Source organism: Intrasporangium calvum DSM 43043 (assembly GCF_000184685.1).
Lineage (GTDB): Bacteria > Actinomycetota > Actinomycetes > Actinomycetales > Dermatophilaceae > Intrasporangium > Intrasporangium calvum.
The window spans coordinates 2,425,702-2,448,825 of the sequence record NC_014830.1; the positions used below are offsets into that span (position 1 = coordinate 2,425,702).

24 protein-coding genes and 1 riboswitch are annotated in these 23,124 nt (G+C 71.5%); of the genes, 5 read left to right on the forward strand and 19 right to left on the reverse strand.

Going from position 1 to position 23,124, the window contains the following annotated elements; translation table 11 throughout:
* Window positions 1-118 precede the first annotated feature (118 nt).
* The 6 genes from INTCA_RS11010 to rimO form a co-directional block, all read right to left on the reverse strand.
* Window positions 119-676: an O-acetyl-ADP-ribose deacetylase gene (locus INTCA_RS11010; RefSeq protein ID WP_013492995.1), complete on the reverse strand. Its 558-nt coding sequence runs from the start codon at window positions 674-676 to the stop codon at window positions 119-121.
* Window positions 673-921, reverse strand: coding sequence for a DUF3046 domain-containing protein (locus INTCA_RS11015; protein ID WP_013492996.1), 249 nt, complete (start codon window positions 919-921; stop codon window positions 673-675). The genes INTCA_RS11010 and INTCA_RS11015 overlap by 4 nt, the downstream gene beginning before the upstream one ends.
* Before the next feature lie 79 nt (window positions 922-1,000).
* Complete coding sequence (locus tag INTCA_RS11020; RefSeq protein ID WP_013492997.1) at window positions 1,001-1,300, reverse strand: helix-turn-helix domain-containing protein; 300 nt, start codon at window positions 1,298-1,300, stop codon at window positions 1,001-1,003.
* A 55-nt stretch (window positions 1,301-1,355) separates the two neighbouring features.
* Window positions 1,356-1,913, reverse strand: coding sequence for a CinA family protein (locus tag INTCA_RS11025; RefSeq protein WP_013492998.1), 558 nt, complete (start codon window positions 1,911-1,913; stop codon window positions 1,356-1,358).
* A gap of 7 nt (window positions 1,914-1,920) precedes the next feature.
* Window positions 1,921-2,583: a CDP-diacylglycerol--glycerol-3-phosphate 3-phosphatidyltransferase gene (gene pgsA, locus INTCA_RS11030; RefSeq protein WP_013492999.1), complete on the reverse strand. Its 663-nt coding sequence runs from the start codon at window positions 2,581-2,583 to the stop codon at window positions 1,921-1,923.
* Window positions 2,580-4,049 carry a 30S ribosomal protein S12 methylthiotransferase RimO gene (gene rimO / locus INTCA_RS11035; protein ID WP_013493000.1) on the reverse strand — a complete coding sequence of 490 codons (1,470 nt, stop codon included), beginning with the start codon at window positions 4,047-4,049 and terminating at the stop codon, window positions 2,580-2,582. The genes pgsA and rimO overlap by 4 nt, the downstream gene beginning before the upstream one ends.
* 37 nt (window positions 4,050-4,086) lie before the next feature.
* Between rimO and INTCA_RS11040 the strand changes: the two genes are divergently transcribed.
* Window positions 4,087-5,280: a dipeptidase gene (locus INTCA_RS11040; protein ID WP_013493001.1), complete on the forward strand. Its 1,194-nt coding sequence runs from the start codon at window positions 4,087-4,089 to the stop codon at window positions 5,278-5,280.
* 7 nt (window positions 5,281-5,287) lie between these two features.
* Here the strand turns inward: INTCA_RS11040 and INTCA_RS11045 are convergent, their stop codons facing one another.
* Entirely contained in the window at window positions 5,288-6,040 is a 753-nt protein-coding gene (locus INTCA_RS11045; protein ID WP_013493002.1) for a hypothetical protein, read from the reverse strand.
* A 48-nt stretch (window positions 6,041-6,088) separates the two neighbouring features.
* Entirely contained in the window at window positions 6,089-9,115 is a 3,027-nt protein-coding gene (locus tag INTCA_RS19560; protein WP_052338118.1) for a DNA translocase FtsK, read from the reverse strand.
* Between the two features lie 186 nt (window positions 9,116-9,301).
* Window positions 9,302-9,428: riboswitch (SAM riboswitch) on the forward strand.
* A 35-nt stretch (window positions 9,429-9,463) separates the two neighbouring features.
* Between INTCA_RS19560 and INTCA_RS11060 the strand changes: the two genes are divergently transcribed.
* The gene (locus INTCA_RS11060; protein ID WP_013493004.1) at window positions 9,464-10,897 is read left to right on the forward strand and encodes an aminotransferase class V-fold PLP-dependent enzyme; all 1,434 of its coding nucleotides are present in this window, start codon (window positions 9,464-9,466) and stop codon (window positions 10,895-10,897) included.
* Window positions 10,898-10,975: 78 nt separating this feature from the next.
* Here INTCA_RS11060 and INTCA_RS11065 read toward each other — a convergent pair whose 3' ends face one another.
* From INTCA_RS11065 to paaA, 11 genes are all read right to left on the reverse strand, one after another.
* Window positions 10,976-12,007, reverse strand: coding sequence for an endonuclease/exonuclease/phosphatase family protein (locus tag INTCA_RS11065; RefSeq protein WP_013493005.1), 1,032 nt, complete (start codon window positions 12,005-12,007; stop codon window positions 10,976-10,978).
* Complete coding sequence (locus tag INTCA_RS11070; protein WP_013493006.1) at window positions 12,004-13,689, reverse strand: ribonuclease J; 1,686 nt, start codon at window positions 13,687-13,689, stop codon at window positions 12,004-12,006. Before INTCA_RS11070 ends, INTCA_RS11065 begins: the two co-directional genes overlap by 4 nt.
* 55 nt (window positions 13,690-13,744) lie before the next feature.
* Window positions 13,745-14,629 (reverse strand): 4-hydroxy-tetrahydrodipicolinate synthase, encoded by an 885-nt coding sequence (gene dapA / locus INTCA_RS11075; RefSeq protein ID WP_013493007.1) that lies wholly within the window; start codon window positions 14,627-14,629, stop codon window positions 13,745-13,747.
* A gap of 208 nt (window positions 14,630-14,837) precedes the next feature.
* On the reverse strand, window positions 14,838-15,302 hold the full coding sequence (locus INTCA_RS11080) for a dihydrofolate reductase (RefSeq protein ID WP_013493008.1): 465 nt from the start codon (window positions 15,300-15,302) through the stop codon (window positions 14,838-14,840).
* 83 nt (window positions 15,303-15,385) lie between these two features.
* Window positions 15,386-16,201 (reverse strand): thymidylate synthase, encoded by an 816-nt coding sequence (locus INTCA_RS11085; RefSeq protein WP_013493009.1) that lies wholly within the window; start codon window positions 16,199-16,201, stop codon window positions 15,386-15,388.
* Between the two features lie 95 nt (window positions 16,202-16,296).
* Window positions 16,297-17,412, reverse strand: coding sequence for a hypothetical protein (locus tag INTCA_RS11090; protein ID WP_013493010.1), 1,116 nt, complete (start codon window positions 17,410-17,412; stop codon window positions 16,297-16,299).
* A gap of 107 nt (window positions 17,413-17,519) precedes the next feature.
* Window positions 17,520-18,641 carry a 1,2-phenylacetyl-CoA epoxidase subunit PaaE gene (gene paaE, locus INTCA_RS11095; RefSeq protein ID WP_013493011.1) on the reverse strand — a complete coding sequence of 374 codons (1,122 nt, stop codon included), beginning with the start codon at window positions 18,639-18,641 and terminating at the stop codon, window positions 17,520-17,522.
* Window positions 18,642-19,157 (reverse strand): 1,2-phenylacetyl-CoA epoxidase subunit PaaD, encoded by a 516-nt coding sequence (gene paaD / locus INTCA_RS11100; RefSeq protein WP_013493012.1) that lies wholly within the window; start codon window positions 19,155-19,157, stop codon window positions 18,642-18,644.
* Between the two features lie 5 nt (window positions 19,158-19,162).
* On the reverse strand, window positions 19,163-19,921 hold the full coding sequence (paaC, locus tag INTCA_RS11105; RefSeq protein WP_013493013.1) for a 1,2-phenylacetyl-CoA epoxidase subunit PaaC: 759 nt from the start codon (window positions 19,919-19,921) through the stop codon (window positions 19,163-19,165).
* 26 nt (window positions 19,922-19,947) lie between these two features.
* Window positions 19,948-20,256, reverse strand: coding sequence for a 1,2-phenylacetyl-CoA epoxidase subunit PaaB (paaB, locus tag INTCA_RS11110; RefSeq protein WP_013493014.1), 309 nt, complete (start codon window positions 20,254-20,256; stop codon window positions 19,948-19,950).
* Window positions 20,253-21,296, reverse strand: coding sequence for a 1,2-phenylacetyl-CoA epoxidase subunit PaaA (gene paaA / locus INTCA_RS11115; RefSeq protein WP_013493015.1), 1,044 nt, complete (start codon window positions 21,294-21,296; stop codon window positions 20,253-20,255). The genes paaB and paaA overlap by 4 nt, the downstream gene beginning before the upstream one ends.
* An 80-nt stretch (window positions 21,297-21,376) precedes the next feature.
* Between paaA and INTCA_RS11120 the strand changes: the two genes are divergently transcribed.
* Genes INTCA_RS11120 through INTCA_RS11130 form a run of 3 tightly spaced genes read left to right on the forward strand, consistent with a single transcriptional unit; the run spans window position 21,377 to window position 23,087 of the window.
* Entirely contained in the window at window positions 21,377-22,018 is a 642-nt protein-coding gene (locus INTCA_RS11120) for a GNAT family N-acetyltransferase (protein WP_013493016.1), read from the forward strand.
* Window positions 22,015-22,776: an AzlC family ABC transporter permease gene (locus INTCA_RS11125; RefSeq protein WP_013493017.1), complete on the forward strand. Its 762-nt coding sequence runs from the start codon at window positions 22,015-22,017 to the stop codon at window positions 22,774-22,776. Before INTCA_RS11120 ends, INTCA_RS11125 begins: the two co-directional genes overlap by 4 nt.
* Before the next feature lie 2 nt (window positions 22,777-22,778).
* Window positions 22,779-23,087: an AzlD domain-containing protein gene (locus tag INTCA_RS11130; protein WP_114610017.1), complete on the forward strand. Its 309-nt coding sequence runs from the start codon at window positions 22,779-22,781 to the stop codon at window positions 23,085-23,087.
* The last annotated feature ends 37 nt before the right edge of the window (window positions 23,088-23,124 follow it).

Below are 23,124 nucleotides of genomic sequence, written 5' to 3' on the forward strand. Positions count from 1 at the left end.
CGGGACGGCCTGTGGACGACGTCGAGCATGGCGCTGCACCTGTGGACACCGTACCGAACACGTGTTCGACGCCGGGGCTCCGGGTCGCCGACACGCCGGGGTTTCCTTCCCGGGCTGCTCAGCTCTCCTGCCGGACCTGCTCCAGGGCCCGGGCGAAGGCGGCCTGCGTCCCGTCGCTGAAGAGCCAGAACCTCGCACGCCCGACGCCGGGACACTCCTCCATCGTCGCTGCCACGGTCCGGATCGCGATCGGTGCCGCCAGCTCCACCGGGTAGCCGTAGATGCCGCAGGAGATCGCCGGAAACGCCACGACGGCGCACCGGGCCTCGGCGGCCAGCTCGACGCTCCGCCGGTAGCAGGACGCGAGGAGGGCGGCTTCCCCCGCCCCTCCGCCGCGCCACACGGGCCCGACTGCGTGGATGACGTGACGCGCCGGCAGCCGCCCCGCCCCGGTGAGCTTCGCGTCCCCGGTGGCGCACCCTCCGAGCCGTCGACACTCCGCGAGCAGCCCCGGGCCGGCCGCCCGGTGGATGGCGCCGTCGACGCCGCCCCCACCCAGCAGTGTCGCGTTGGCCGCGTTGACGATGGCGTCGGCCTCGGCGTCGGTCGTGATGTCGCCGCGCAGGATCTCGATGCCGTATGCCGCTGGGCTCGTCCGCGTGAACCCACCCGTCACCGTTTTCCTCCCAGCTGCCCCCCTTGGGCACCTCGGGCGACCCGGGTGTGGTGCCCCAGCCGCCGCGCCGACGGGACGTCCATGTCGTCACAGAGCGCCTCCCAGACCTCCCGGGGTGGCTCGCCCTGCTCCAGAGCCTCGAGGACGGTACGCCCGTCCAGGGCTCCGAGGACGTGGTCCCGCGCCAGGGTGGCGGCGTAGTCGGCACCGAACTCGTCGTTCATCAAGGTCCAGAAGTGGCTCATCCGCACAGGCCGAGTCTCGCACCCATGGAAGGGGAACGGCTCCCCGGATGTGTACGCAGACCAGCTGGGACCGGTCGACTCAGGCAGCGGAGGCGGCGACGACGTCCTCGGACGGGACCCGCAGCGTCACCGTGGGGGCCAGGCCCTCGGACTCGGCCATCCGGCTCGAGACGTCGATGAGAACCTGGGACAGCGGCAGCTCGAGTGCGCCACAGATGGAGGCGAGCAGCTCGGAGGATGCCTCCTTCTCGCCCCGCTCGACCTCACTCAGGTAGCCGAGGGACACGGACGCGGAAGCCGAGACCTCGCGAAGGGTGCGCCCCTGTGCGCGCCGACGCTCCCGGAGAACATCTCCGAGCTCACGTCGCAACAGGGCCATGCCGTCCTCCTTCGGTAGCCGTGTCTGGGGTCACGCTCTGGGTGTGTCTCTGCTCCTACCGTACCCCGTGGCTCTCGGGAGGTCGCAGGGGTTTGGCGTTCCCGGTCATCACGTCGAGCGCGAGGGTGAGCGCCGCCTCGGTCGCAGCCGCCCGCACCTGTGGGCGCCCACCGTTCAACCGCAGCGCGCGGGTCACTGTTCCCGCCGGGCCGGCGACTGCGACGTGGACCGTCCCGGCCGGCTTGCCCTCTGCCGGTCCGGGGCCGGCCACCCCCGTCGTCGAGACGCCCCAGGTGGCCCCCAGCCGGTCGCGCACCCCTTCGGCCATGGCGCGTGCGACGCGGGGGTCGACCGTGCCAGCCTCGTCAACGAGGGACCCCGGGACCCCGAGGAGCTCGACCTTGAGGTCGGCGGCGTAGGCCACCACTGCGCCGCGAAGGACCAGCGACGCTCCCGGGGTGTCGGCGACCGTCGCCGCGACCAGCCCGGCCGTGAGCGACTCGGCGGCCGCGATGGTCTCCCCCGCGGCGGTGAGGTGCGCGACGAGCCGGGCTGAGAGAGTGCCGGAGTCGCTGTCGGCCCCGACATGGGCGGCGACCGGGGGCACCGTCACCGCGACCTCACGGCAGACCACCCGACCGTCGCGCCGCCCGGTGCTCGCGCCGGACCCGGGTGCGCTCGCTGTTCTCTCGCAGGTGCATCGCCTGGAAGACGTAGTCGACCCCGGAGACCACGGTGACGACCAGCGCCGCGGCGAGCACGCCGTGCGCCAGCCAGGTCCAGACCTCGGCGAGGGGGAAGGACCAGAGCGGCAGGGTGAGCGCACCGAGGGCGAAGGTCTGGAGCATCGTCTTGAGCTTGCCGCCTCGACCGGCAGGCATGACCCCGTGCCGGATGACGATGAAGCGCAGGAGGGTGATCCCGATCTCGCGGACGAGGATGACGATGGTGACCCACCACCAGATGAGGCCGAGCACCGACAGGCCGATGAACGCGGTGCCGGTCAGGGCCTTGTCCGCGATCGGGTCGGCCACCTTGCCGAAGTTCGTGATCTGGCCGTTGCGCCGGGCGAGGCGACCGTCGATGCCGTCCGTCACGGCCGCGAGCACGAAGACGACGAAGGCCCAGAAGCGCCACCACGGGTGCGTACCGCCGTCGTAGAAGAGCACCAGGGCGTAGACGGGCACGAGGAGGAAGCGCAGCACGGTCAGGGCGTTCGGGACGTTCCAGTCGGTCGGGCGCGGTGAGGGGCCCTCGCCGTGCGGCAGCAGCGGCTCCGTCATGCCGGCTCCGCCACGAGGTCGATACCCTCGGTGGCCACGACGACAGCGGAGACGAGATCACCCACCACCGTCGGCCGCCCCGGCGTCGGCTCGATGTAGGTGACGCCGTCGACGTCCGGGCCCTGGAAGGCCGCGCGTCCGACGAGCCGTCCGTCATCCTCGTCGATCTCCTCCACGAGCACCTCGACGAGGTCGCCGATGCGTTCCTCGGCCCGCTGGGCCGTGAGCTCCTCGACCAGCCGGGTCAGGCGCTCCAAGCGGTCGGCGATGACGTCAGCAGCCACCTTCTCGCCGTGGCCCTCTGCCTCGGTGCCGTCCTCGTCGGAGTAGCCGAAGACCCCGACGACGTCGAGGCGGGCCTCGGTGAGGAACGCCTCCAGCTCCGCGACGTCGGCCTCGGTCTCCCCGGGGAAGCCGACGATGACGTTGCACCGGATGCCGGCCTCCGGGGCACTGGCTCGGACTCTCGCGACGAGGTCGAGGAAGGCCGCGCGCGAGCCGAATCGGCGCATCCGTCGCAACACCGGCTCCGAGGCGTGCTGGAAGGAGATGTCGTAGTACGGAACGACTCCCGGCGTGCCTGCCATGGCGTCGAGCAGTCCGGGCCGGATCTCGGCGGGCTGCAGGTAGCTGACCCGAACCCGCTCGATGCCCTCGACCGCGGTCAGCTCGGGCAGGAGCTTCTCGAGCAGGCCGAGGTCTCCGAGGTCCTTGCCGTAGGAGGTGGAGTTCTCCGAGACGAGGAACAGCTCCTTGACCCCCTGGCCGGCGAGCCACCGCGCCTCGGCGATGACGTCGGCCGGCCGGCGGGAGACGAACGCCCCGCGGAACATCGGGATGGCGCAGAAGGAGCAGCGACGGTCGCACCCGGACGCGATCTTGAGCGGCGCCCAGGGCCGCCCGTCCAGACGGGCCCGCACCACGCGGGGACCGCTGGCGGGAGCGGGACCGGGCCCAGCGGCATACGGCTCGGGGTGGTCCCCGTGTCCGGGGAGGGCGACCCTCACGGCCTCCGCCGGGCGCGCCGAGGGGGTCAGCGGGAGGAGCCGCCGCCGGTCCCCCGGGGTGTGGCTGGGCACGTGGCCCCCGCCGAGGATGGTCTGGAGGTGGCTCGACATGTCCTGGTAGGAGTCGAAGCCGAGCACGGCGTCGGCCTCCGGCAGCTGCTCCGCGAGGTCCTTGCCGTAGCGCTCCGCCAGGCACCCCACCGCGACGACGGCCCTCGTGCGGCCGTCCGCCTTGAGGTCGGAGGCCTCGAGCAGCGCGTCGATCGAGTCCTTCTTGGCCTGCTCGACGAAGCCGCACGTGTTGACGACGGCGACGTCCGCCTCGGCGGCGTCCTCGACGAGGGTCCACCCCTCCGCCTGGAGCCGGCCGGCCAGCTCCTCCGAGTCGACCTCGTTGCGGGTGCACCCCAGGGTGACCAGGGCGACGCTGCGGGTCGCAGTCGGTGGGGGTGGGGTCATGCGACCCACTCTAGAGGGGGCGGTGTTCAATGACTGAATGCCCGACGCCCTGGCCCATGCGCTCGCCCTGCTCACCGAGCACCCTCTCGTGGACGGCCACAACGACCTGCCCTGGGAGGCGAGGGTGCAGGTCGGCTACGACTTCGACCGCCTCGACCTGCGCTCTCGGGTCGGCACGACGGTGACCGACCTCCCCCGCCTCGCCGCGGGTGGGGTGGGCGGCCAGTTCTGGTCCGTCTTCGTGCCGAGCACGCTCCAGGGCGACGCCGCGGTGACCGCGACGCTGGAGCAGGTGGACGGGGTCCACCGGATGATCGCGACGTATGCCGCTGAGCTCGCTCTCGCACGGACCGCGGAGGACGTCGACGTGGCGAGGTCGCAAGGCCGTATCGCCTCCCTGCTCGGGGCCGAGGGCGGGCACTCGATCGGCAGCTCCTTGGCGACGTTGCGCGCGCTCCACCTCCTCGGTGTCCGCTACCTGACCCTGACCCACAACGACAACGTCCCGTGGGCCGACTCGGCGACCGACGTGCCGGCCGTGGGCGGCCTGACGGAGTTCGGGCGCGAGGTCGTCCGCGAGATGAACCGGCTCGGCATGATGGTCGACCTCAGCCACGTGGCGCCGTCGACGATGCGCGCGGCCCTCGACGAGAGCACGGCGCCGGTGATCTTCAGCCACTCCTCGGCCCGGGCGGTCTGTGACACCCCCCGCAACGTGCCTGACGACGTGCTGGAGCGGCTGCGGGACGGCGGCGGCGTCTGCATGGTGACCTTCGTCCCCGACTTCGTCTCCCCCGCCGTCGCCGAGTGGCGGGTCGAGGCCGCCGCGGCGGCGGCTGCGGCGGGGGTGGACGCCAAGGACTGGGTCGAGTTCAAGCGGTTCACCGCCGGCCACGTGATGGACCACCCGAAGCCGGCCGCGACGATCGCCGACGTCGTGGCTCACCTCGAGCACGTCCGCGACGTCGCCGGGATCGACCACGTCGGCATCGGCGGTGACTACGACGGGACCGACACCTATCCGACCGGGCTCGAGGACGTCAGCGGCTACCCCCACCTCGTCGCGGCCCTCGTCGAGCGGAAGTGGTCGGACTGGGACATCGCCCGGCTGGTGCGGGGCAACACGCTGCGCGTCATGCGGGACGTCGAGTCCGTCGCCCGGGACCTGCAGACCACCCGCGCGCCGAGCCTCCGGACGATCGAGGAGCTCGACGGCTCGCTGCGGGCGTGAGCCGGGCTCAGCCTTGCTGCCGGAACCGGGCGATGGTCAGCCCGACGAGGCGGGCCACGACGAGGGCGACGTAGAGCATCCCGGTGATCTGCTGGAGCAGCACGAACGACCGGGGGTGTGGGGTGATCGCGTAGATGTCGGAGAGGCCGGTGCCGGTCATGTTGGCGATGGAGAGGTAGAGCAGCTCGTACCAGGTCCGCGTCCCGGCGAGGTCCTCGCCATAGATGATGAAGGAGTTCGGCCAGATGAACTGGATCGCCAGGTAGAGGTAGGCGTAGGCCCAGGCGAGCACGGTGAACGTCGCTCCCGTTGCGAGCAGCTCGTCTCGGGTGACCCAGTTGTCCGCGAACATGTACCGCAGGAGCGCGTAGCCCGTGTAGAAGTAGAACGCGGCGTGGAGCAGCGCGGACCAGAACACCAGGATGTCGTTCTCCGGCCAGGTCGACTCGGCGATGGTCATGACAACAACAGGCCCACCGAGGAGGATTGACACCCAGGTCAGCGCCGGGGTGGCGCGCACCGCCCGCACGGCGAGGAAGAGCACGAGCAGACCGACGAGGCCGAAGGCTGCGTGGCCGGCCTGCTGGAACTCGCCCAGCTCCAGCGTCTGGAGGAACGGGTAGAACACCAGGGCGAGCAGCTGGACGACGAGCAGGACGCCGGACGGGGTCTCGACGACGGTGCGCCGCCACCGGTCCAGGCGCCTCGGGGGTCCGGCCCGGCGCGGGGACGACGGCCACAGCTCCAGCGATGCAGTCACGCTCGGGACCTTACCCGCGTAGGGCCAGTCGTCCCCGCAACGGCGAGGTCACCAGCGCTCCCCCGGCCGGTCCGTCAGCTGCCATGCGTCCTCCGAGTCCTCGTCGTCCTCCGTGGCGACGGGCGTGAGGTCACCCGGCTGCCACGCGGCGACGGGCACGGCGGTCGTGTCGTCGAGGTCGTCTCCGTGCGCGCGGCGTTCGCCGCGCTGGGCGACGATGGCTGCGGTCCGCACCGGCTGCCCGGGGGGCAGGACCTCGCCGTATGCCGCTGGGCTCGCTGCGGCGTCAACGGGTTCTTCGACGATGGTCGGGTCGGCGCTGAACGGCGCGGGCTCCTCGACCGGCTCGAAGACCGCATCGAACCCGGACGTGGGCCCGACAGCGCGGTCGGGGTCGTCGGCGCGGGTGGGCTCGGTGGGCTCGGTGGGTTCACTGGGTTCGTTGGGTTCGTTGGGTTCGTTGGGGTGTGGGACGTCCTCGCCACGGAGCAGGGCCAGGGTCTGCTCGAGGTCGTCGGGCCGGACCAGCACGTCCCGGGCCTTCGACCCCTCGCTCGGACCGACGACCCCGCGTGACTCGAGCAGGTCCATGAGCCGCCCCGCCTTGGCGAAGCCGACCCTGAGCTTGCGTTGCAGCATGGAGGTCGACCCGAACTGGGTCGTGACGACGAGCTCGGTGGCCTGGAGCAGGACGTCGAGGTCGTCGCCGATGTCGTCGTCGATCTGCTTCTTCGGCTGCGCGACGGTGACGTTCTCGACGTAGTTCGGCTTGAGCTGGGTCGTGACGAACTTGACGACCTCGTGGATCTCCGACTCGTTGACCCAGGCGCCCTGGACGCGCATCGGCTTGCTCGCTCCCATCGGCAGGAAGAGCGCGTCGCCCTGCCCGATGAGCTTCTCGGCGCCGGGCTGGTCCAGGACGACCCGCGAGTCGGCCAGCGAGCTCGTCGCGAACGCCATCCGGGAGGGGACGTTGGCCTTGATGAGGCCGGTCACGACGTCGACCGACGGACGCTGCGTCGCGAGGACGAGGTGGATGCCGGCGGCCCGGGCGAGCTGGGTGATGCGGACCACGGACTCCTCGACGTCTCGAGGGGCCACCATCATCAGGTCCGCGAGCTCGTCGACGACGACGAGCAGGTAGGGGTAGGTGGTCAGCTGCCGCTCCGAGCCGGGCAGCGGCTTGACCTTGCCGGCCCGGACCGCCTTGTTGAAGTCGTCGACGTGCTTGAACCCGAACGCGGCGAGGTCGTCGTAGCGCTGGTCCATCTCCTTGACCACCCAGGCGAGGGCCTCGGCCGCCTTCTTCGGGTTGGTGATGATCGGCGTGATGAGGTGCGGGATCCCCTCGTAGGCGGTCAGCTCGACCCGCTTGGGGTCGACGAGGATGAGCCGGACCTCCTCGGGCGTCGAACGCATGAGGATCGAGGTGATCATCGAGTTGACGAAGCTCGACTTGCCGGAGCCGGTGGCCCCGGCCACGAGCAGGTGCGGCATCTTGGCCAGGTTGGCGATGACGTAGGCGCCCTCGACGTCCTTGCCGACACCCATGACCATCGGGTGCTCGTTGTTGCGAGCCGTCTGGCTGCGAAGGACGTCGCCGAGCGCGACGTTCTCGCGGTCCGCGTTGGGGATCTCGATCCCGATGGCGCTCTTGCCGGGGATCGGGCTGAGGATGCGGACGTCGGCCGACGCCACGGCGTAGGCGATGTTCTTGGAGAGGGCCGTGACCCGCTCCACCTTGGTGCCCGAGCCGAGCTCGACCTCGTAGCGGGTCACCGTCGGGCCGCGGGTGAACCCCGTGACGGCTGCGTCGATGTCGAACTGGTCGAAGACGTGCGTCAGCGACTCCACGACCTTGTCGTTGGTGTGGCTCCGGGTCTTGTGCGGCGCCCCGTGCGCGAGCAACGCGTGGTCCGGCAGGTGGTAGGTGACGTTTCCCTCGAGCGAGAGCTGCTCGACCCGCGACGGGATCGGCGAGGTGGGGGGCGGGACGAGCTCCGGCTTGGGCCCGACCTTGGACGGGTCCGGTGCACCGGGCGACCGGGGATCGATCGCCTGGGTGCTGCTGGACGAGCCGGCCGGGCGAGGAGCGAGGACCCCGGGGGCGGTGGGCCGCTTCTCACCGGGACGCAGACCCAGGGTGGGCTCGTCCTCGGCGCCCTTGGTCGCCGCCTGCCGGAAGGCCTCGTCCCCGTCGCGCTCGCTGAGGTCGACCGCCTTGCGCCGGCTGCGTTTCGCCGGCCCGGTGCCCGCGGCGTCCCCGGCCCCGTCGGCGCTGTCCGCTTCGAGTGGGCGATGCAGCACGAGAGCGCGCAGCTGACGCAGCCGGTGCGGGATGTGGTTGACGGGAGTCGCTGTGATCACGAGCAGCCCGAAGGTTCCGAGCAGGATGAGGATGGCCAGCGCGCCGTACCGTGACACCGCAGCGTCGAGCGGGCTCGAGGCGAGGAAGCCGATGATGCCGCCCGCGGCGCGCATGCCCTCGGCGCCGTCAGGAGGGTTGGGGATGCCGTCGCTGAGGTGCGCGAGCCCGCAGGCGGCGAACGTCAGGGCCACGGTGCCGACGATGATGCGGTTCGTCGCCGCCTCGTCCTCGGGTGAGCGCAGCACGCGCAGCCCGAGCAGGAGCAGGACGAGGGGGACGGCGTAGGCGATGCGGCCGAACGTCCCCGCGACCACGGCATGGACCGCGTCGCCGAAGACGCCACGGACGCCCCACCACTCCCGGGCGGCGACGACGATGGCGAGCGCGATGAGCCCGAACCCCACACCGTCCCGGCGGTGCTCGGGCTCGAGGTCGCGCGCGCTCGCGCCGACCCGGCGCACCGCTCCCCCGGCGACGTGGGAGACGCCCATCCACGTGTTGCGCACCGCCCGGATGGGCAGCGGCAGCCCGCCGCCCTTCGCCTTGCCGCGGGGGGCCGGACGCGTCGTGCTGCGAGCGCCCCCTCGGCCCGCGGCGGGGCGCGCGGCCGCCCTGGCCCGACCGGCGGACGAGGCGCCCGCGTCAGACGCTCCCCGCGTCGTCGTGGACGAACTGGGGCGCGCGCTGCTGGACCGACGTGTCGCCATGTTCGCACCGTACGACACTGACCCACCGAACTCACGCGTCACACGCGCAACACGGCCATTTGGGGTGGATCCCACCACCATGGAAGGGTTCGAGCGTGAGCCGGCCCAGCGGCATACGTCCCAGATGACGACACGCTCCACCCGTCGGGTGGACACGGCGACGGCGGGCTCCCTATCTTCGTGGCAGGTCATGAGCGCCAGCGTCAAGCCCCGGCTCGCTGGCCAGCAACCCTCCTCCGCGGTGGGGTGCTCCGGGTGACGACCAGGCCGCCCTCGCCACGTTCGTGGTGACGAGGTGCGGCAAGCGCGGACCTGCACCCGGTGGGTCCCCCGACCCAGGAGCAGGCCATGTCAGTCCTCCCCCGAACCGTTTCCGGATTCCACCCCGGCGCAGACGGGACCCCCGGCGCCGCACCGTGCGGCGGCGGGACACCGCACGGCTTGACGACCCGGAGCCGAACCGCCGGCACCGTCGCTTCAGAGCTGCCCCGCGTCGTCGGGGCCGGGCTCGTCGTGCCCACCCTCTCCGGCCCCACGCCCTACGCGAACCTGGACCACGCCGCCTCCACTCCTGCCCTCGTGGCCGTCAAGGAGGCCGTCGACCGCGCCCTGGAGACGTACGCCTCGGTCCACCGGGGCGCCGGCTACGCGTCGCGTCTCACCAGCGCCTGGTACGAGCAGGCTCGGGCCGAGGTGGCCGCCTTCGTCGGCGCCCGCTCCGACGACGCCGTCATCTTCACGCGGACGACGACGGACTCGTGGGCCGTGCTGTCCGCGGCGCTCCCGGCGGACACCACCGTCTTCGTCTTCGCCTCCGAGCACCACTCCACCCTCCTACCGTGGGGCGACCTCCGCACGGTCCGTCTCCCCGTTCCGCACAGTGTCGCCGAGGCCCGGGCACTCCTGGCGGACGAGCTGGCCGCGCGGTCCGGCGGACAGCACGCGGCGCACCGGCTCGTCGTCATCACCGGGGCGTCGAACGTCACCGGCGAGATCTGGCCGGTCGAGGACTTCGCGCGACTGGCCCACGAGCACGGCGCCCGCATCGCCGTCGACGCCGCGCAGCTGTCGGCGCACCGTCGGATCGACGTCGCCGCGTGGGACGTGGACTACCTCGCCTTCTCCGGGCACAAGACCTACGCGCCGTTCGGCACCGGCGTCCTCGCCGGCCGGTCGGACTGGCTCGACGGGGGCGACCCCTACCTGCGCGGCGGTGGCGCGACCCGTGTCGTCGCCGCAGGCGACACGACCTGGGCGACCGGTGCGGCCCGGCACGAGGGCGGCAGCCCCAACGTCATCGGCGCCATCGCCCTGGCGGCCGCGTGCGCGACGATCGCCGCCCACCGGGTCGCCATCGAGGAGCACGAGTCCCGGCTGCTCTCCCGACTTCGTGACGGCCTGAGCACGATCGACGGCGTGGACGAGCTGTCGATCTTCGACGAGCGGCACGACCGCGTCGGGGTGGTGGCCTTCACGGTGCGAGGGTTCGAGGCCTCACTGGTCTCCCAGGTGCTCTCGGTGGAGCACGGGGTCGGGGTCCGGGACGGCCGGTTCTGCGCCCACCTGCTCGTCGACGACCTGCTCTCCGGCACCGGGGAGCACGAGACCGCGGTCCGGGCCAGCATCGGTCTCGGTTCGACGAAGGAGGGCGTGGACCGTCTCATCGGCGGCCTGCGTGAGCTCGTCGAGGCCGGACCGGCCGCCGCGTGGACTCGCGCTGACTCCGGCTGGGTGGTCGACGGCGACGACCCGCGCGACCGTGAGGTCGTCCGCCCCTGGTGACGTGGCCGAGGTCCGGGGCCCGCTGTCAGAGCCCGCGGCACGAGTGCGAGTCAGGGAGTGCGAGTCAGGGAGTGCGAGTCAGGGAGTGGTGGACTCGGTCTCGGGGAGCGCATACGTGGCCCACACGATGGCATGGTCAGTCCCGTGGATCGCGGTGGATCCTGCCTCCACGACCGTCAGCCCCCGGCTCAGCAGGTGGTCGAGCTGGATGTAGGGCGGGACCCGCTGGCCGACGAACGGCCAGGTGCGGACCCAGCCGAGCCCGGCCACCTGGTGGGCGTCGTCGAAACCTTCGGCGGTGTGCCGGAACGCGGGGTGACCTCGACTGGCGTTGAAGTCGCCCGCCAGGAGGACGGGCTCGCTGCCTTCCTGGCGGTCCCGCCACGTCGCGAGCGCCCGGAGCGCAGCGCGCCACTCGACGGTGTCGCCGGCGAGGGGGGCGGGCACGTGGACGGCCTTCACCCGCACGGCCGTACCGGTGACGTCGACGACGACTTCCGGCTGCAGGCTCGGGGTGTGCGCGTCGACCGGGTCCTCGCCGGTGGTCTCCGTCGCCGGGAACCGGGAGAAGACCATGGTGCCGGTGTACGACTCCGGCCGTGTCTCCCCGACCTCCTCGATGAACCACTGGTCGAGACCCGCCTCGTCGAGGGCAGCCAGCGCCTCCGGCGTCACCTCGGTGGCGACGAGCACGTCAACCGCCTCGGCCCGGACCGCGTCCGCGACCTGCTCGGCGTCAGCGCGGCCGAACGACAGGTTGACCGCCATCACCGTGAGGTCCAGCGGTGCGTCGGGTGACGTCTCGGCGAACCAGCTCGGCAGCGCGATGGACGCAGCCACCGCGACCGCCGCGCCGACGGGGAGGAGCATCCACCACCGCCGGAGCAGGGCGGTGACGCCGAGGAGACCGAGCAGGCCGAGGGCGACCAACGGGCCGGCGGTCTGGAGAACCACCACCGGCTGCCAGGTCGAGTCGAGCCAGCGGGCTCCGCCGACGACACCGAGAACGACGAGCACCAGGGCGATGAGGAGGTCGGGCCCGGCCGGCCGGGACCGGCCGAGCCACCCTGGCGTGGGCCGACCCGGTCGCCGTCTCGCGGTCTCGGTCACGCCTGGAGCACGACAGGGATGATCATCGGCCGGCGACGGATCTTGCCACCCACCCAGGACCCCACGGCGCGGCGGATCACCTGCTGGAGCTGCTGGTCATCGCGGACGCCGTTGGCGACGGCCTCCTCGATGGCCCGCTCGACCTTCGGGATCACCTGCTGGAAGATCTCCTCGCTCTCGACGAAGCCACGCGCCGTGATCTCGGGCCCGGAGGCGATCTTGCCGGTGGCCGCGTCGAGCACGACGATGCAGGTGATGAAGCCCTCGTCCCGAAGGATCCGACGGTCCTTGAGCAGGGCCTCGTCGGTGCCGCCGATGTTGGTCCCGTCGACGTAGATGTAGCCGCAGTCGACGACGCCGGTGATCCGGGCGTGCCCGTCGACGAGGTCGACGACGACGCCGTCCTCGGCGAGCACGACGTTGCGCTCCGGGACGCCGGTCTGGATGGCGAGCTGGGCGTTGGCGAACATGTGCCGCCACTCGCCGTGCACGGGCATGACGTTGCGCGGCTTGACGATGTTGTAGCAGTAGAGCAGCTCACCGGCGCTCGCGTGGCCCGACACGTGAACCTTGGCGTTGCCCTTGTGCACGACGTTGGCGCCGAGGCGCATCAGGCCGTTGATGACGCGGTAGACGGCGTTCTCGTTGCCGGGAATGAGGCTGCTCGCGAGCAGGACCGTGTCACCGGGCCCGACGTTGATCCGGTGCTCCCCGTTGGCCATCCGGGACAGCGCCGCCATCGGCTCGCCCTGGGAACCGGTGCTGATGAGGACCAGCTCGTTGTCGGGCAGGTCCCCGATCCGCTTGAGGTCGATGAGGATGCCTTCGGGGACGTGCAGGTAGCCGAGCTCCGCGGCGATGCCCATGTTGCGAACCATCGAGCGGCCGACGAACGCGACCTTGCGGCCGGCCTTCGCGGCGGCGTCGAGGACCTGCTGGACCCGGTGGACGTGGCTGCTGAAGCAGGCGACGATGATGCGCCGCTGGGCGTGCCGGAACACCTTGTCGATGGCCGGGGCGATCTCGAGCTCGGGCGTGGTGAAGCCGGGCATGTCGGCGTTCGTCGAGTCGGTGAGGAAGAGGTCGACACCCTCCTGCCCCAGCCGGGCGAAGGCGCGCAGGTCGGTGATCCTGCCGTCGAGGGGCAGCTGGTCCATCTTGAAGTCACCGGTGTGCAGCAAGGTCCCGGCCTCGGTGCGGACGAAGACCGCGAGCGCGTCCGGGATCGAGTGGTTCACCGCGACGAACTCGAGGTCGAAAGCGCCGACGCGCTCGCGCTGGCCCTCCTTGACGGCCAGCGTGAAGGGCCGGATCCGGTGCTCCTTGAGCTTGGCCTCGACGAGCGCGAGCGTCAGGGTGGAGCCGATGAGCGGGATGTCGCCCTTGAGCCGCAGCAGGTAGGGGACGGCCCCGATGTGGTCCTCGTGACCGTGGGTGAGGACGATGGCCTCGACGTCGTCGAGACGGTCCTGGAGGTACGAGAAGTCGGGGAGGATGAGGTCGACGCCCGGGTGGTGGTCCTCGGGGAAGAGCACGCCGCAGTCGACGATGAGCAGCCGCCCCTTCGTCTCCAGCACGGTCATGTTGCGGCCGATCTCCCCGAGTCCGCCCAGGGCAACGACCCTGAGGCCGTTGTCGGGGAGGGGTGGCGGGGTGGTCAGCTCAGGGTGAGGATGGCTCACAGGGTTCCTGTCGGTGGGCCCGTCTGATGCGGGCATCGTGCGGTGGGTGGTGCCTTCAGGCGATGGTCGCCAGGGCCGCGCGGATCAGCCCACGCTGCTCGTCGGTCGCCTCGACGAGGGGCAGCCGGGTCGCGGCGGACCCGATGAGGCCCTGCTCGGCGAGGGCGGCCTTGGCCATGATGGCGCCCTGGGTGACGTACATGACGGCGTCGACGATGGTGTGGAGCGACCGGTGGATCCCCCGGGCGTCGTCCCAGCGTCCCTCGACCACGGCATCGGCGAAGCGGCGGTAGATCGCGGGGCAGGTCTGGGACGTCACTCCGACGAACCCCACCGCGCCGTTGACGAAGTGCGCGAGGTTCATCGCGTCGTCACCGGAGTACCAGTCGAGCCCGGTGGCCTCCATCAGCTGGCCGGCGAGCCAGAGGTCCCCGCGCGCATCCTTCACTGCCACGATGCGGTCGTGCTCGGCGATGCGCAGGTAGGTCTCGCGGGCGATCGCGATGCCGGAGCGCCCCGGGATGTCGTAGACCATGACCGGCAGGTCGCTCGCGTCGGCGAGGGCGAGGAAGTGCGCGACCAGGCCCGACTGCGGCGGCTTGTTGTAGTAGGGCGTGACGGCGAGGACCGCGTGGGCGCCGGCCTTCTCCGCCATCTGGACCGACTCGACGCTCTTGGCCGTGTCGTTGCTGCCGGCGCCGGCGACGATCACGGCCCGGTCACCCACCGCAGCGATGACGGCGCGGAGCAGCTCCTCCTTCTCCGTGGCCGTCGTCGTCGGGGACTCCCCGGTCGTCCCGGACACGACGATCCCGTCATGCCCCTGGTCCACCAGGTGCGTGGCCAACCGCTGGGCCGAGTCGAGATCGACGGATCCGTCCGCGCGCATCGGCGTCACCATCGCCGAGAGGACACGTCCGAGCCTGGGTGCGTCTGCCATGGGCCAAGGTTAGCGCCCGACCACGTCCCGTTCCGCGGCACGCCCACCAACCCCTCCGGTCCCGGGATGCCGCCGCGGATGCGGGGGACAGAGAGCGAGGCACTACTCGCTCGGGGGTCCGAGTAGTGCCTCGCCACTCCTTCCATCGCGGGCCGTGGCCAGGTGTTACACCGGCGCGCGGAAAAGTTTCGTGCCTCGCCGCGGCCTCTCAGCGCCGGGCGTAGGTCACCCACGAGAAGCCGTCGCGATCCTCCCGGTCGGTCTCCTGCCACTGCTCGCCGTCGATCTCAGGGAAGGTGACCGAGCCGTCCGGTGCCTGGTCCACTTCGGTGATGACGAGCCGAGCGGCATACGGCATCGCCTCCCGATAGACCTCTCCCCCGCCCACGATGAACACCTCGTCCGCCGGCCCGGCGAGGCTGAGGGCCTCGGCGAGCGAATGGGCGGTCTCGACCCCGGGGTGGGCCCAGTCGGGCTGGCGGGTCACGACGATGCTGCGACGACCGGGGAGCACGCCCATCGTCTCGAACGTGCGCCGGCCCATGATCATCGGATGGCCCATCGTCGTGCGCTTGAAGAACTTGAGGTCCTCGGGGATGTGCCAGAGCATTGTTGACCCGTCGCCGATCACGCCGTTACGACCCACGGCGGCGATCATCGTCACGTTCGTCATGGACCCCACTGTGGCAGGTCTCGGTTGGCTCCGCCTCGGCGTGGAGGTCCCCCGAAGGAGCAAGGGCGGCTCGCCGGAGAGCCTCAGACGGCGATCGGCGCCTTGATCCCGGGGTCGGCGACGTAGTCCTCGAGCACGAAGTCGTCGATGTCGAACGCGTCGATGTCCTTCTTGCCGGGCGTGATCCGCATGGTGGGCAGCGGGTGGGGGGTCCGGGTGAGCTGGAGCCGGGCCTGGTCGAGGTGGTTGAGGTAGAGATGGGCGTCGCCGAGCGTGTGGACGAACTCGCCGGGCTCGAGGTCGGTCAGCTGGGCGATCATCTGGGTCAGCAGCGCGTAGCTGGCGATGTTGAACGGCACGCCGAGGAAGATGTCGGCGCTGCGCTGGTAGAGCTGGCACGAGAGCCTCCGGGGGCCCCCGGACTCCGTGGCGGGGTGGACGTAGAACTGGAACATCGTGTGGCACGGCGGCAGCGCCATGTCGTCCACGTCGGCGACGTTCCAGGCCGACACGATGTGGCGACGGCTGTCCGGGTTGGTGCGGATCTGCTCGATGACCCTGGCGATCTGGTCGACGCGTCGACCGTCCGGCGTCGGCCAGGACCGCCACTGGTAGCCGTAGATCGGGCCGAGGTCACCCTTGGCGTCGGCCCACTCGTCCCAGATGGTGATCCCACGCTCCTGCAGCCAGCGCACGTTCGTGTCACCCCGGAGGAACCACAGCAGCTCGCCGATGATCGAGCGCAGGTGCAGCCGCTTGGTCGTCATGGCCGGGAAGCCGTCCGCGAGGTCGAACCGCATCTGGTGACCGAAGACGCTGAGCGTGCCGGTGCCCGTCCGGTCGGACTTCTCCTGCCCATGGGTCAGGACGTGGTCGAGGAGATCGAGGTACTGCCGCACGATCGCAGCCTAACCCTCACCCCGTTCGATGTATCTGTGCGACGCATGCGCCCCGCAGATACATCGAATCGGAGGAGTGGGGGCGGGTGATGGCGTCAGGACGCGCGGTCGGCGTCCACGGCCACCGGCTCCGCCTGACGACCGGCTTCGGGCGCCGGCCCCCGGGCCGCGAGCGGCCACAGCCCGAAGAAGTCGCCCGCCCAGGCCATGGCCGGGAAGGTCACCGCGAGCAGCGCGTTGGCCAGCCACAGCTCGGCGTCGAACCCGGGTGCACCCGAGCCGAGCTCCCCGGTCACCAGCGGCATGAGCAGCGCGTACCCGAGGGCGAGCAGGCTCCCGGCGACAGCGGCGGCGGCAGCGCCCACCAGGCCCTTGACCGGCTGGCGCATGCCGCGGAACAGCGAGCCCTGGAGCATGTTGAGCAGGATGACCGACCCGAAGATGAACGGGATCGGCACCCGCACGAGGAAGACCGGGGCGGCCATCCCGAGGCCGCGGGTCCCGAGCCAGAACAGCGCGCCACCGATGACCACGGTGGCGAGGGTCCACACGATCCCGAGCACCGGCTGGCGCATGACCGAGCCGAACCGGGTCAGCGGCCACAGGTCGAGGTGGAGGAAGAGGAACATGACCGCGAGCGCGGTGACGGCGAAGACGGTCACGTCCCACGCGTTGAAGAGGCCACCCGGGTCGAGCGAGGGCTGGTAGAACGGCGCCCCCTTGGCGAACTCGTAGTTGAACAGGACCGAGTAGAGCACGGCGTTGACCACGTAGGCCGTCGCGAGCAGCCCGACCCCGGCCACCAGCTTGTTGCGCACCAAGGACCAAGGCCAGCCGCCCCACACGATCGCCAGGAAGAAGGTCACCACGACCGAGGTGATGATCGCCTGGATCACCATCGGGACCGGAGGGGTCACCCCGCCGCCGATCGTCACGAGGTGGACCACGGCGACGACCACGGCCACCGCGGCGGCAAGGCCGAGGAAGAGCAGCCCTCGCACCGGCTGCGGCCGCTCGGCGATGGCCGCAGGCACGGCACCGCGCCAGAACGCGCCGATGACGATGGTCACCGGGATCGCACACATGAGCGCGAACGACACCCAGCCCCCGAACGTCGGCCAGGAGAACAACGAGACGAAGACGAGCGACACGACGATGACGACGGCCGTCGCCGCGACGCCGAGCAGGGGCTGGCGCAGGCGAGACAACATGGGGACCTCCGGGAGCAGGGGCGGCCTGGTCAGGCGCGCTGCCCGGAGGCTAGGCCCCCCGGCCCGTGCCGCACCCGCATCGTTCCGCGCTCCGGTACGGCCCACCTTCACGCGTCGTAGTCGAGCGACACCTCGTCCGTCACCGGGTGGCTCTGGCACGCGAGCACGATGCCGGCCTCGACCTCTTCGGGCTCGAGAGAGTAGTTGCGGTCCATCCGCACCTGCCCGGCAACGAGCCGGGCCCGGCAGGTCCCGCACACGCCGTTGGTACAGGAGTACGGCGCATCAGGGCGCAGGCGCAGGGTCGCGTCGAGGATCGACTCCTCGCGGCTCGGCATCGGGATCACCGTGGTCCGCCCGTCGAGGTTGACCGTGACGGTCGCCTCGGGCGGGGCAGCCTCGTCGACGACGATCTTGCGCTTCGGCTCGGTCCCGTCGTCGACGTGGAAGATCTCGTGGTGGATGTGGTGCTGGTCGACCCCCCGCTCCTGGAGCAGGGCCTCGGCGCCGGTGACGAGCCCGAAGGGTCCGCAGAGGTACCACTCGTCGACCGAGGCGACCGGCACGAGTGCCGCGAAGATCCGCTCGAGCCGCTCTCGGTCGAGCCGCCCGCTGAACAGCTCGACGTCCTGCGCCTCCCGCGACAGGACGTTGACGAGGTGGAACCGGCCGGGACAGCGGTTCTTCAGGTCCTCGAGCTCCTCGAGGAACATGATCGTGCTGGTCTTCCGGTTGCCGAAGAGCAGCGTGGCGCGTGACCGCGGCTCCTCCTCGAGTGCCGAGGTCAGCAGGGACATGACCGGGGTGATCCCCGAACCGGCGGCGATGGCGACGTGGTGTCGTGCGGCGTCAGGGGCGGCGGCGCAGGTGAAGCTGCCGAGGGGGGTCATCACCTCGAGGACGTCCCCGGGCGCGACGACGTCGTTGAGCCAGGTCGACATCCGGCCCTCGGGGACGCGGGCCGCGGCGACCCGCAGCGTGCCGGTCGCGGTCGCGGTCGCGCGGGACTGGCAGATCGAGTAGGACTGCCGGACCTCCTCACCGCCGAGCACCGCGCGGATCGTCAGGTGCTGTCCCGGCTCGAAGACGTACTCGTCGGCCAGGTCCGGCGGCACCGTGAAGGTGATCGCGACGGACTCGTCGGTCAGCCGCTCGACGTCGGCGACGGTCAGGTCGTGGAAGCGGGCCCGATGGCGGGCGGGGGCGCCAGCGGTGGTCAGGTCGGTCATTCAGATGGCCTTGAACTCGTCGAAGGGCTCGAGGCACGCGTTGCAGCGGCGCAGCGCCTTGCACGCGGTCGAGCCGAAGTGGGCGATCTCGGTGGTGTCGTCGGACCGGCAGTGCGGGCAGGCGACGACGTGCCGCTGGAGCCGGACCGGCACGGGTCCGCGGCGCTCGGACGCACCTTCGGAGGCGGGGCCGGGCGGCGCGATGCCGAAGCGTCCGAGTGCGGCCCGGCCCGCGTCGGTCATCCAGTCGGTGGTCCAGGCGGGCGACAACCTGGTCACCACGTCGGCGCGGTAGCCGTGGGCCTGCGCCTCCCACCGGATCCGGGCGCTGATGGCCTCCATGGCCGGGCAGCCCGAGTAGGTCGGCGTGATGGTGACGACGAGGGCGCGCGCCTCGTCGTCCACCTCCACCTCGCGGAGGATGCCGAGGTCGGCGATCGAGATCACCGGTATCTCCGGGTCGGGGATCCGCGAGATCGCTTCCGCGACAGCAGTTCTCGTCGACGCGGCCGACACCGCGCTCACCACGTCGCGCCCGGGTGGGAGCGGGCGATGTGCTGCATCTCGGCGAGCAGGTACCCCATCGGCTTCGAGTGGATCCCCGCACGTCCGCCCCGCGCGCGCCACGAGGGAGCGAGCAGGTCGAGCGTCGCCTCCTCGCACACCGCAGCAACCTGCGACGTGACGGTCTCGTGCAGCGACGACGGCCGCACCCCGATCCCCGCCGCGGCAGCAGCGACCGACGCGTCGTCGTCGAAGAACAGCTCCGGCAGGTAGGGCAGCACCCCGTCGAGCCCGGCCTGCATCCGGCGGTGCGACTCCTCGGTGCCGTCGCCGAGCCGCACGACCCACAGGGCCGCGTGGTCGCCGTGGTAGCGCACCTCCTTGAGCGCCTTGCCGGCCACCCCGGAGAGGACTGGGTCGCTGGAACCGAGCAGAGCGGCATACAGCTCTCGCTGGTACGTGGAGAACCACAGCAGCCGGGCCATCTCCTGCCCGAAGTCGCCCCGCTCCTGCTCGACGAGGTGGACGTTGCGCCAGTCCCGCTCGTCGCGCAGCATCGCGAAGTCGTCCTCGCTGCGGCCCGTGCCGTCGAGCGAGCCGACGTGCGGGTAGAGCGCCCGGGCCTGCCCGAGCAGGTCGAGGGCGATGTTCCCGAGGGCCATGTCCTCCTCGAGCTGCGGCGCGTTGGTCATCCACTCGCCGAGCCGTTGCGCGTAGACCATCGCGTCGTCCGCCAGACCGAGGACGTATGCCGCTGAGCTCGGATGCGCTGCCACCTCAGTGACGCTCCTACCGGCCTCGGTCACAGGTACTCCACGTCCTCGGGCACCTCGTAGAAGGACGGGTGGCGATAGACCTTGTCCGCCGCCGGGTCGAAGAACGAGTCCTTCTCCTCGGGGCTGCTCGCCACGATGTCGGATGCCCGGACGACCCAGATGGACACGCCCTCCTGGCGGCGGGTGTAGAGGTCGCGGCCGTTGCGCAGCGCGAGCTGCGCGTCGGGCGCATGGAGCGAGCCGACGTGGACGTGCGAGAGGCCACGCTTGCCGCGGACGAACACCTCCCAGAGCGGCCAGCTCTTCTCGGTCGAGCTCTCGGGGGCGTCAGTCACGCAGCACTCTCCTTCTGCTTCGCTGCCTGCTTGGCGGCGTGGGCGTTGGCGGCCTCGCGGACCCAGGCGCCCTCCTCGTGGGCGCGGCGTCGCTGCGTGATGCGCTCGGCGTTGCACGCACCGTCGCCGCGGAGGACGCGCCAGAACTCGTCCCAGTCGATCGGGCCGAAGTCGTAGTGGCCGCGCTCGGCGTTCCACCGCAGCTGCGGGTCGGGCAGGACGATGCCGAGCTTCTCGGCCTGCGGGACCATCATGTCGACGAACTTCTGGCGCAGATCGTCGTTGCTGAACCGCTTGATGCCCCAGGCCATCGACTGCGCGGTGTGACCACCCTTGGCGGCCTCGCCGGAGTCGGGTGGGCCGAACATCATCAGCGCCGGCCACCACCACCGGTCGGCCGCATCCTGCGCCATGGCCTGCTGCGCCTCGGTGCCGCGCATGAGGTTCCAGAGGATCTCGAAGCCCTGCCGCTGATGGAAGGACTCCTCCTTGCACACGCGGATCATCGCGCGGGCGTAGGGCCCGTAGGAGCACCGGCACAGGGGCACCTGGTTCATGATCGCCGCGCCGTCGACGAGCCAGCCGATGGCACCGCAGTCCGCCCAGGTCAGCGTCGGGTAGTTGAAGATCGACGAGTACTTCTGCTTGCCCTCGTGGAGGCGGTCGAGCAGCTCGGCGCGGTCGACGCCGAGAGTCTCGGCGGCACTGTAGAGGTAGAGCCCGTGGCCGGCCTCGTCCTGGACCTTGGCGATGAGGATCGCCTTGCGGCGGAGCGACGGTGCCCGGGTGATCCAGTTGCCCTCCGGCTGCATCCCGATGATCTCGGAGTGCGCGTGCTGGGCGATCTGGCGGATCAGGGTCTGGCGGTACTCGTCCGGCATCGCGTCGCGCGGCTCGATCCGCTGGTCGGCGGCGATGAGGGCATCGAAGTCACTCCCGACCTGCTCGCGATGGTCCTCGTGCGCGAGGGCCTCGTCGTAGGCTCCCGTCTCCGCCGCGTTCAACGGCTCGTTCGGGTCGATGACGTCATTGCCATACATGCGTCCAGTATGCGAGATGAGCGCCACTCGCACCAAAGTGGCCGCTCCGGCCGGCCGTGGGCGCCTGAGACGATGCTCCGGTGAGCCAACCGCACCACCACGCCCCTGACCACGAAGACCACAGCCAGCACGACCACAGCCAGCAGGCCGGCCCCCTCGCCGATGCCAGTGTCCGGGTGGCTCGGCTCTCGGACGCCCCTGCGGTCGGGTTCGTCCAGGCGGTCGTCTTCAGGGAGGCGTATGCCGCTGTGCTCGCTCCCGAGGTGACCGAACAGTTCCAGCCCCAGCCGTTCGCGAGCGCCTGGCGGGCCACCCTCCAGGGGGCGGCCTCCGGCGACGGTGTGCTGCTCGTCGCCTGCGCGGGCGAGCAGGTGGTCGGTTTTGCCGCGGTGGGCGCCTCGAGCGACCCGGACGCGGGCGACGAGACCGCCGAGCTGCTCGTGCTGGGCGTTCATCCGGATGCCCGTAGGCAGGGCCACGGCTCGCGGCTGCTCCACGCCGTCGTCGACACGGCCCGGGCTCGGGGGCGTTCCGTGCTGACGGCGTGGCCGCTGGCGTCGGCGGAGGAGGTCCGGGCGTTCCTCGCGGCCGCCGGGCTGGCGCCGGACGGAGCGCACCGTGATCGCGTGGTCGGGCCGAAGGGTGAGACGGTGACGGAGGTGCGCCTCACCGCGTCGGTGCAGGACCCTGCGGATGACCGGGCGGTGGAGGAGTCGCAGTGACGGCCGGGGCGCTGGCGCCCGCGGAACGTCGCGTCGTCGTCCGCGAGGCCTTGTCGGTCGGCATCGCCACCGGTGCGTACGGCATCAGCTTCGGCGCGCTGGGCGTGGCGTCCGGGCTCGACGTGTGGCAGACCTGTGCCCTGTCGCTGCTCATGTTCACGGGCGGGTCGCAGTTCGCCTTCATCGGCATCGTGTCGGCCGGCCTGCACGCCGCGCCCGCAGCGATCGCCGCCTCGTCCCTGCTCGGCCTCCGCAACGGCCTCTACGCACTCGAGCTGACGCAGCTGCTCGGCGTGCGGGGCGTCCGGCGAGTGGCTGCCGCGCACGTCACGATCGACGAGTCGACGGCGGTCGCGATCGCCCAGGAGGACGTCCGCGCGTCACGGCTCGGGTTCTGGCTGACGGGCCTCTCGGTGTTCACCTTGTGGAACCTCACGACCCTGGTCGGGGCCCTGGCCGGGAACGCTCTCGGCGATCCCAAGGCCTGGGGCCTCGACGCCGCCGCGTCCGCCGCCTTCACCGCCCTGCTGTGGCCACGTCTGAAGAACCGCGATGCCGTGGCCATCGCGGTGGTCGCCGCGGTCGTCGCGGTGGTGCTGGCGCCCAACACTGCACCGGGCGTCCCGGTCATCGTCGCGGCGCTGGCCGCCTTCATCGCCTGGCGTGGGCCACGGAGGGCGGGCCCGGCCACGGCCCCCCTCCTGCCCCAGTCGGAGACCTCCGAGGCGGAGCATCGCGGACGGGAGCAACAGCCGTGAGCATGTGGGTCGCGATCCTCATCGCTGCGGGAGTCGCCTTCGGGCTCAAGCTCGCTGGTTACCTCGTCCCGGCGGACCTGCTGACGGAGCCGCACGTGAAGCGCGTCACGGCGGCGCTGCCGATTGCCCTGCTCGCCGCCTTGGTCGCGATCCAGACGGTCACCGGGGAGGGCGGCGCGTGGACCCTGGACGCCCGCCTCGCCGCCGTGGGGGTCGCCATCGTGGCCCTGCTGTTCCGCGCGCCCTTCATCGTCGTCGTCGTCCTCGGCGCGGCCACGGCGGCCCTGCTCCGGCTCGCCGGCTGGTCCTGACCCGTTGGGCCCACCCACCCGGCTCGCGCCGCCTGTC

Bases quoted from the DNA above. Each gene is read 5' to 3' on its own strand.
- INTCA_RS11015 (WP_013492996.1), bottom strand. From the start codon at position 921: ATGAGCCACTTCTGGACCTTGATGAACGACGAGTTCGGTGCCGACTAC.
- INTCA_RS11020 (WP_013492997.1), bottom strand. From the start codon at position 1,300: ATGGCCCTGTTGCGACGTGAGCTCGGAGATGTTCTCCGGGAGCGTCGG.
- pgsA (WP_013492999.1), bottom strand. From the start codon at position 2,583: ATGACGGAGCCGCTGCTGCCGCACGGCGAGGGCCCCTCACCGCGCCCG.
- rimO (WP_013493000.1), bottom strand. From the start codon at position 4,049: ATGACCCCACCCCCACCGACTGCGACCCGCAGCGTCGCCCTGGTCACC.
- INTCA_RS11040 (WP_013493001.1), top strand. From the start codon at position 4,087: ATGCCCGACGCCCTGGCCCATGCGCTCGCCCTGCTCACCGAGCACCCT.
- INTCA_RS19560 (WP_052338118.1), bottom strand. From the start codon at position 9,115: ATGGCGACACGTCGGTCCAGCAGCGCGCGCCCCAGTTCGTCCACGACG.
- INTCA_RS11060 (WP_013493004.1), top strand. From the start codon at position 9,464: ATGTCAGTCCTCCCCCGAACCGTTTCCGGATTCCACCCCGGCGCAGAC.
- dapA (WP_013493007.1), bottom strand. From the start codon at position 14,629: ATGGCAGACGCACCCAGGCTCGGACGTGTCCTCTCGGCGATGGTGACG.
- INTCA_RS11080 (WP_013493008.1), bottom strand. From the start codon at position 15,302: ATGACGAACGTGACGATGATCGCCGCCGTGGGTCGTAACGGCGTGATC.
- INTCA_RS11090 (WP_013493010.1), bottom strand. From the start codon at position 17,412: ATGTTGTCTCGCCTGCGCCAGCCCCTGCTCGGCGTCGCGGCGACGGCC.
- paaE (WP_013493011.1), bottom strand. From the start codon at position 18,641: ATGACCGACCTGACCACCGCTGGCGCCCCCGCCCGCCATCGGGCCCGC.
- paaA (WP_013493015.1), bottom strand. From the start codon at position 21,296: ATGTATGGCAATGACGTCATCGACCCGAACGAGCCGTTGAACGCGGCG.
- INTCA_RS11130 (WP_114610017.1), top strand. From the start codon at position 22,779: ATGTGGGTCGCGATCCTCATCGCTGCGGGAGTCGCCTTCGGGCTCAAG.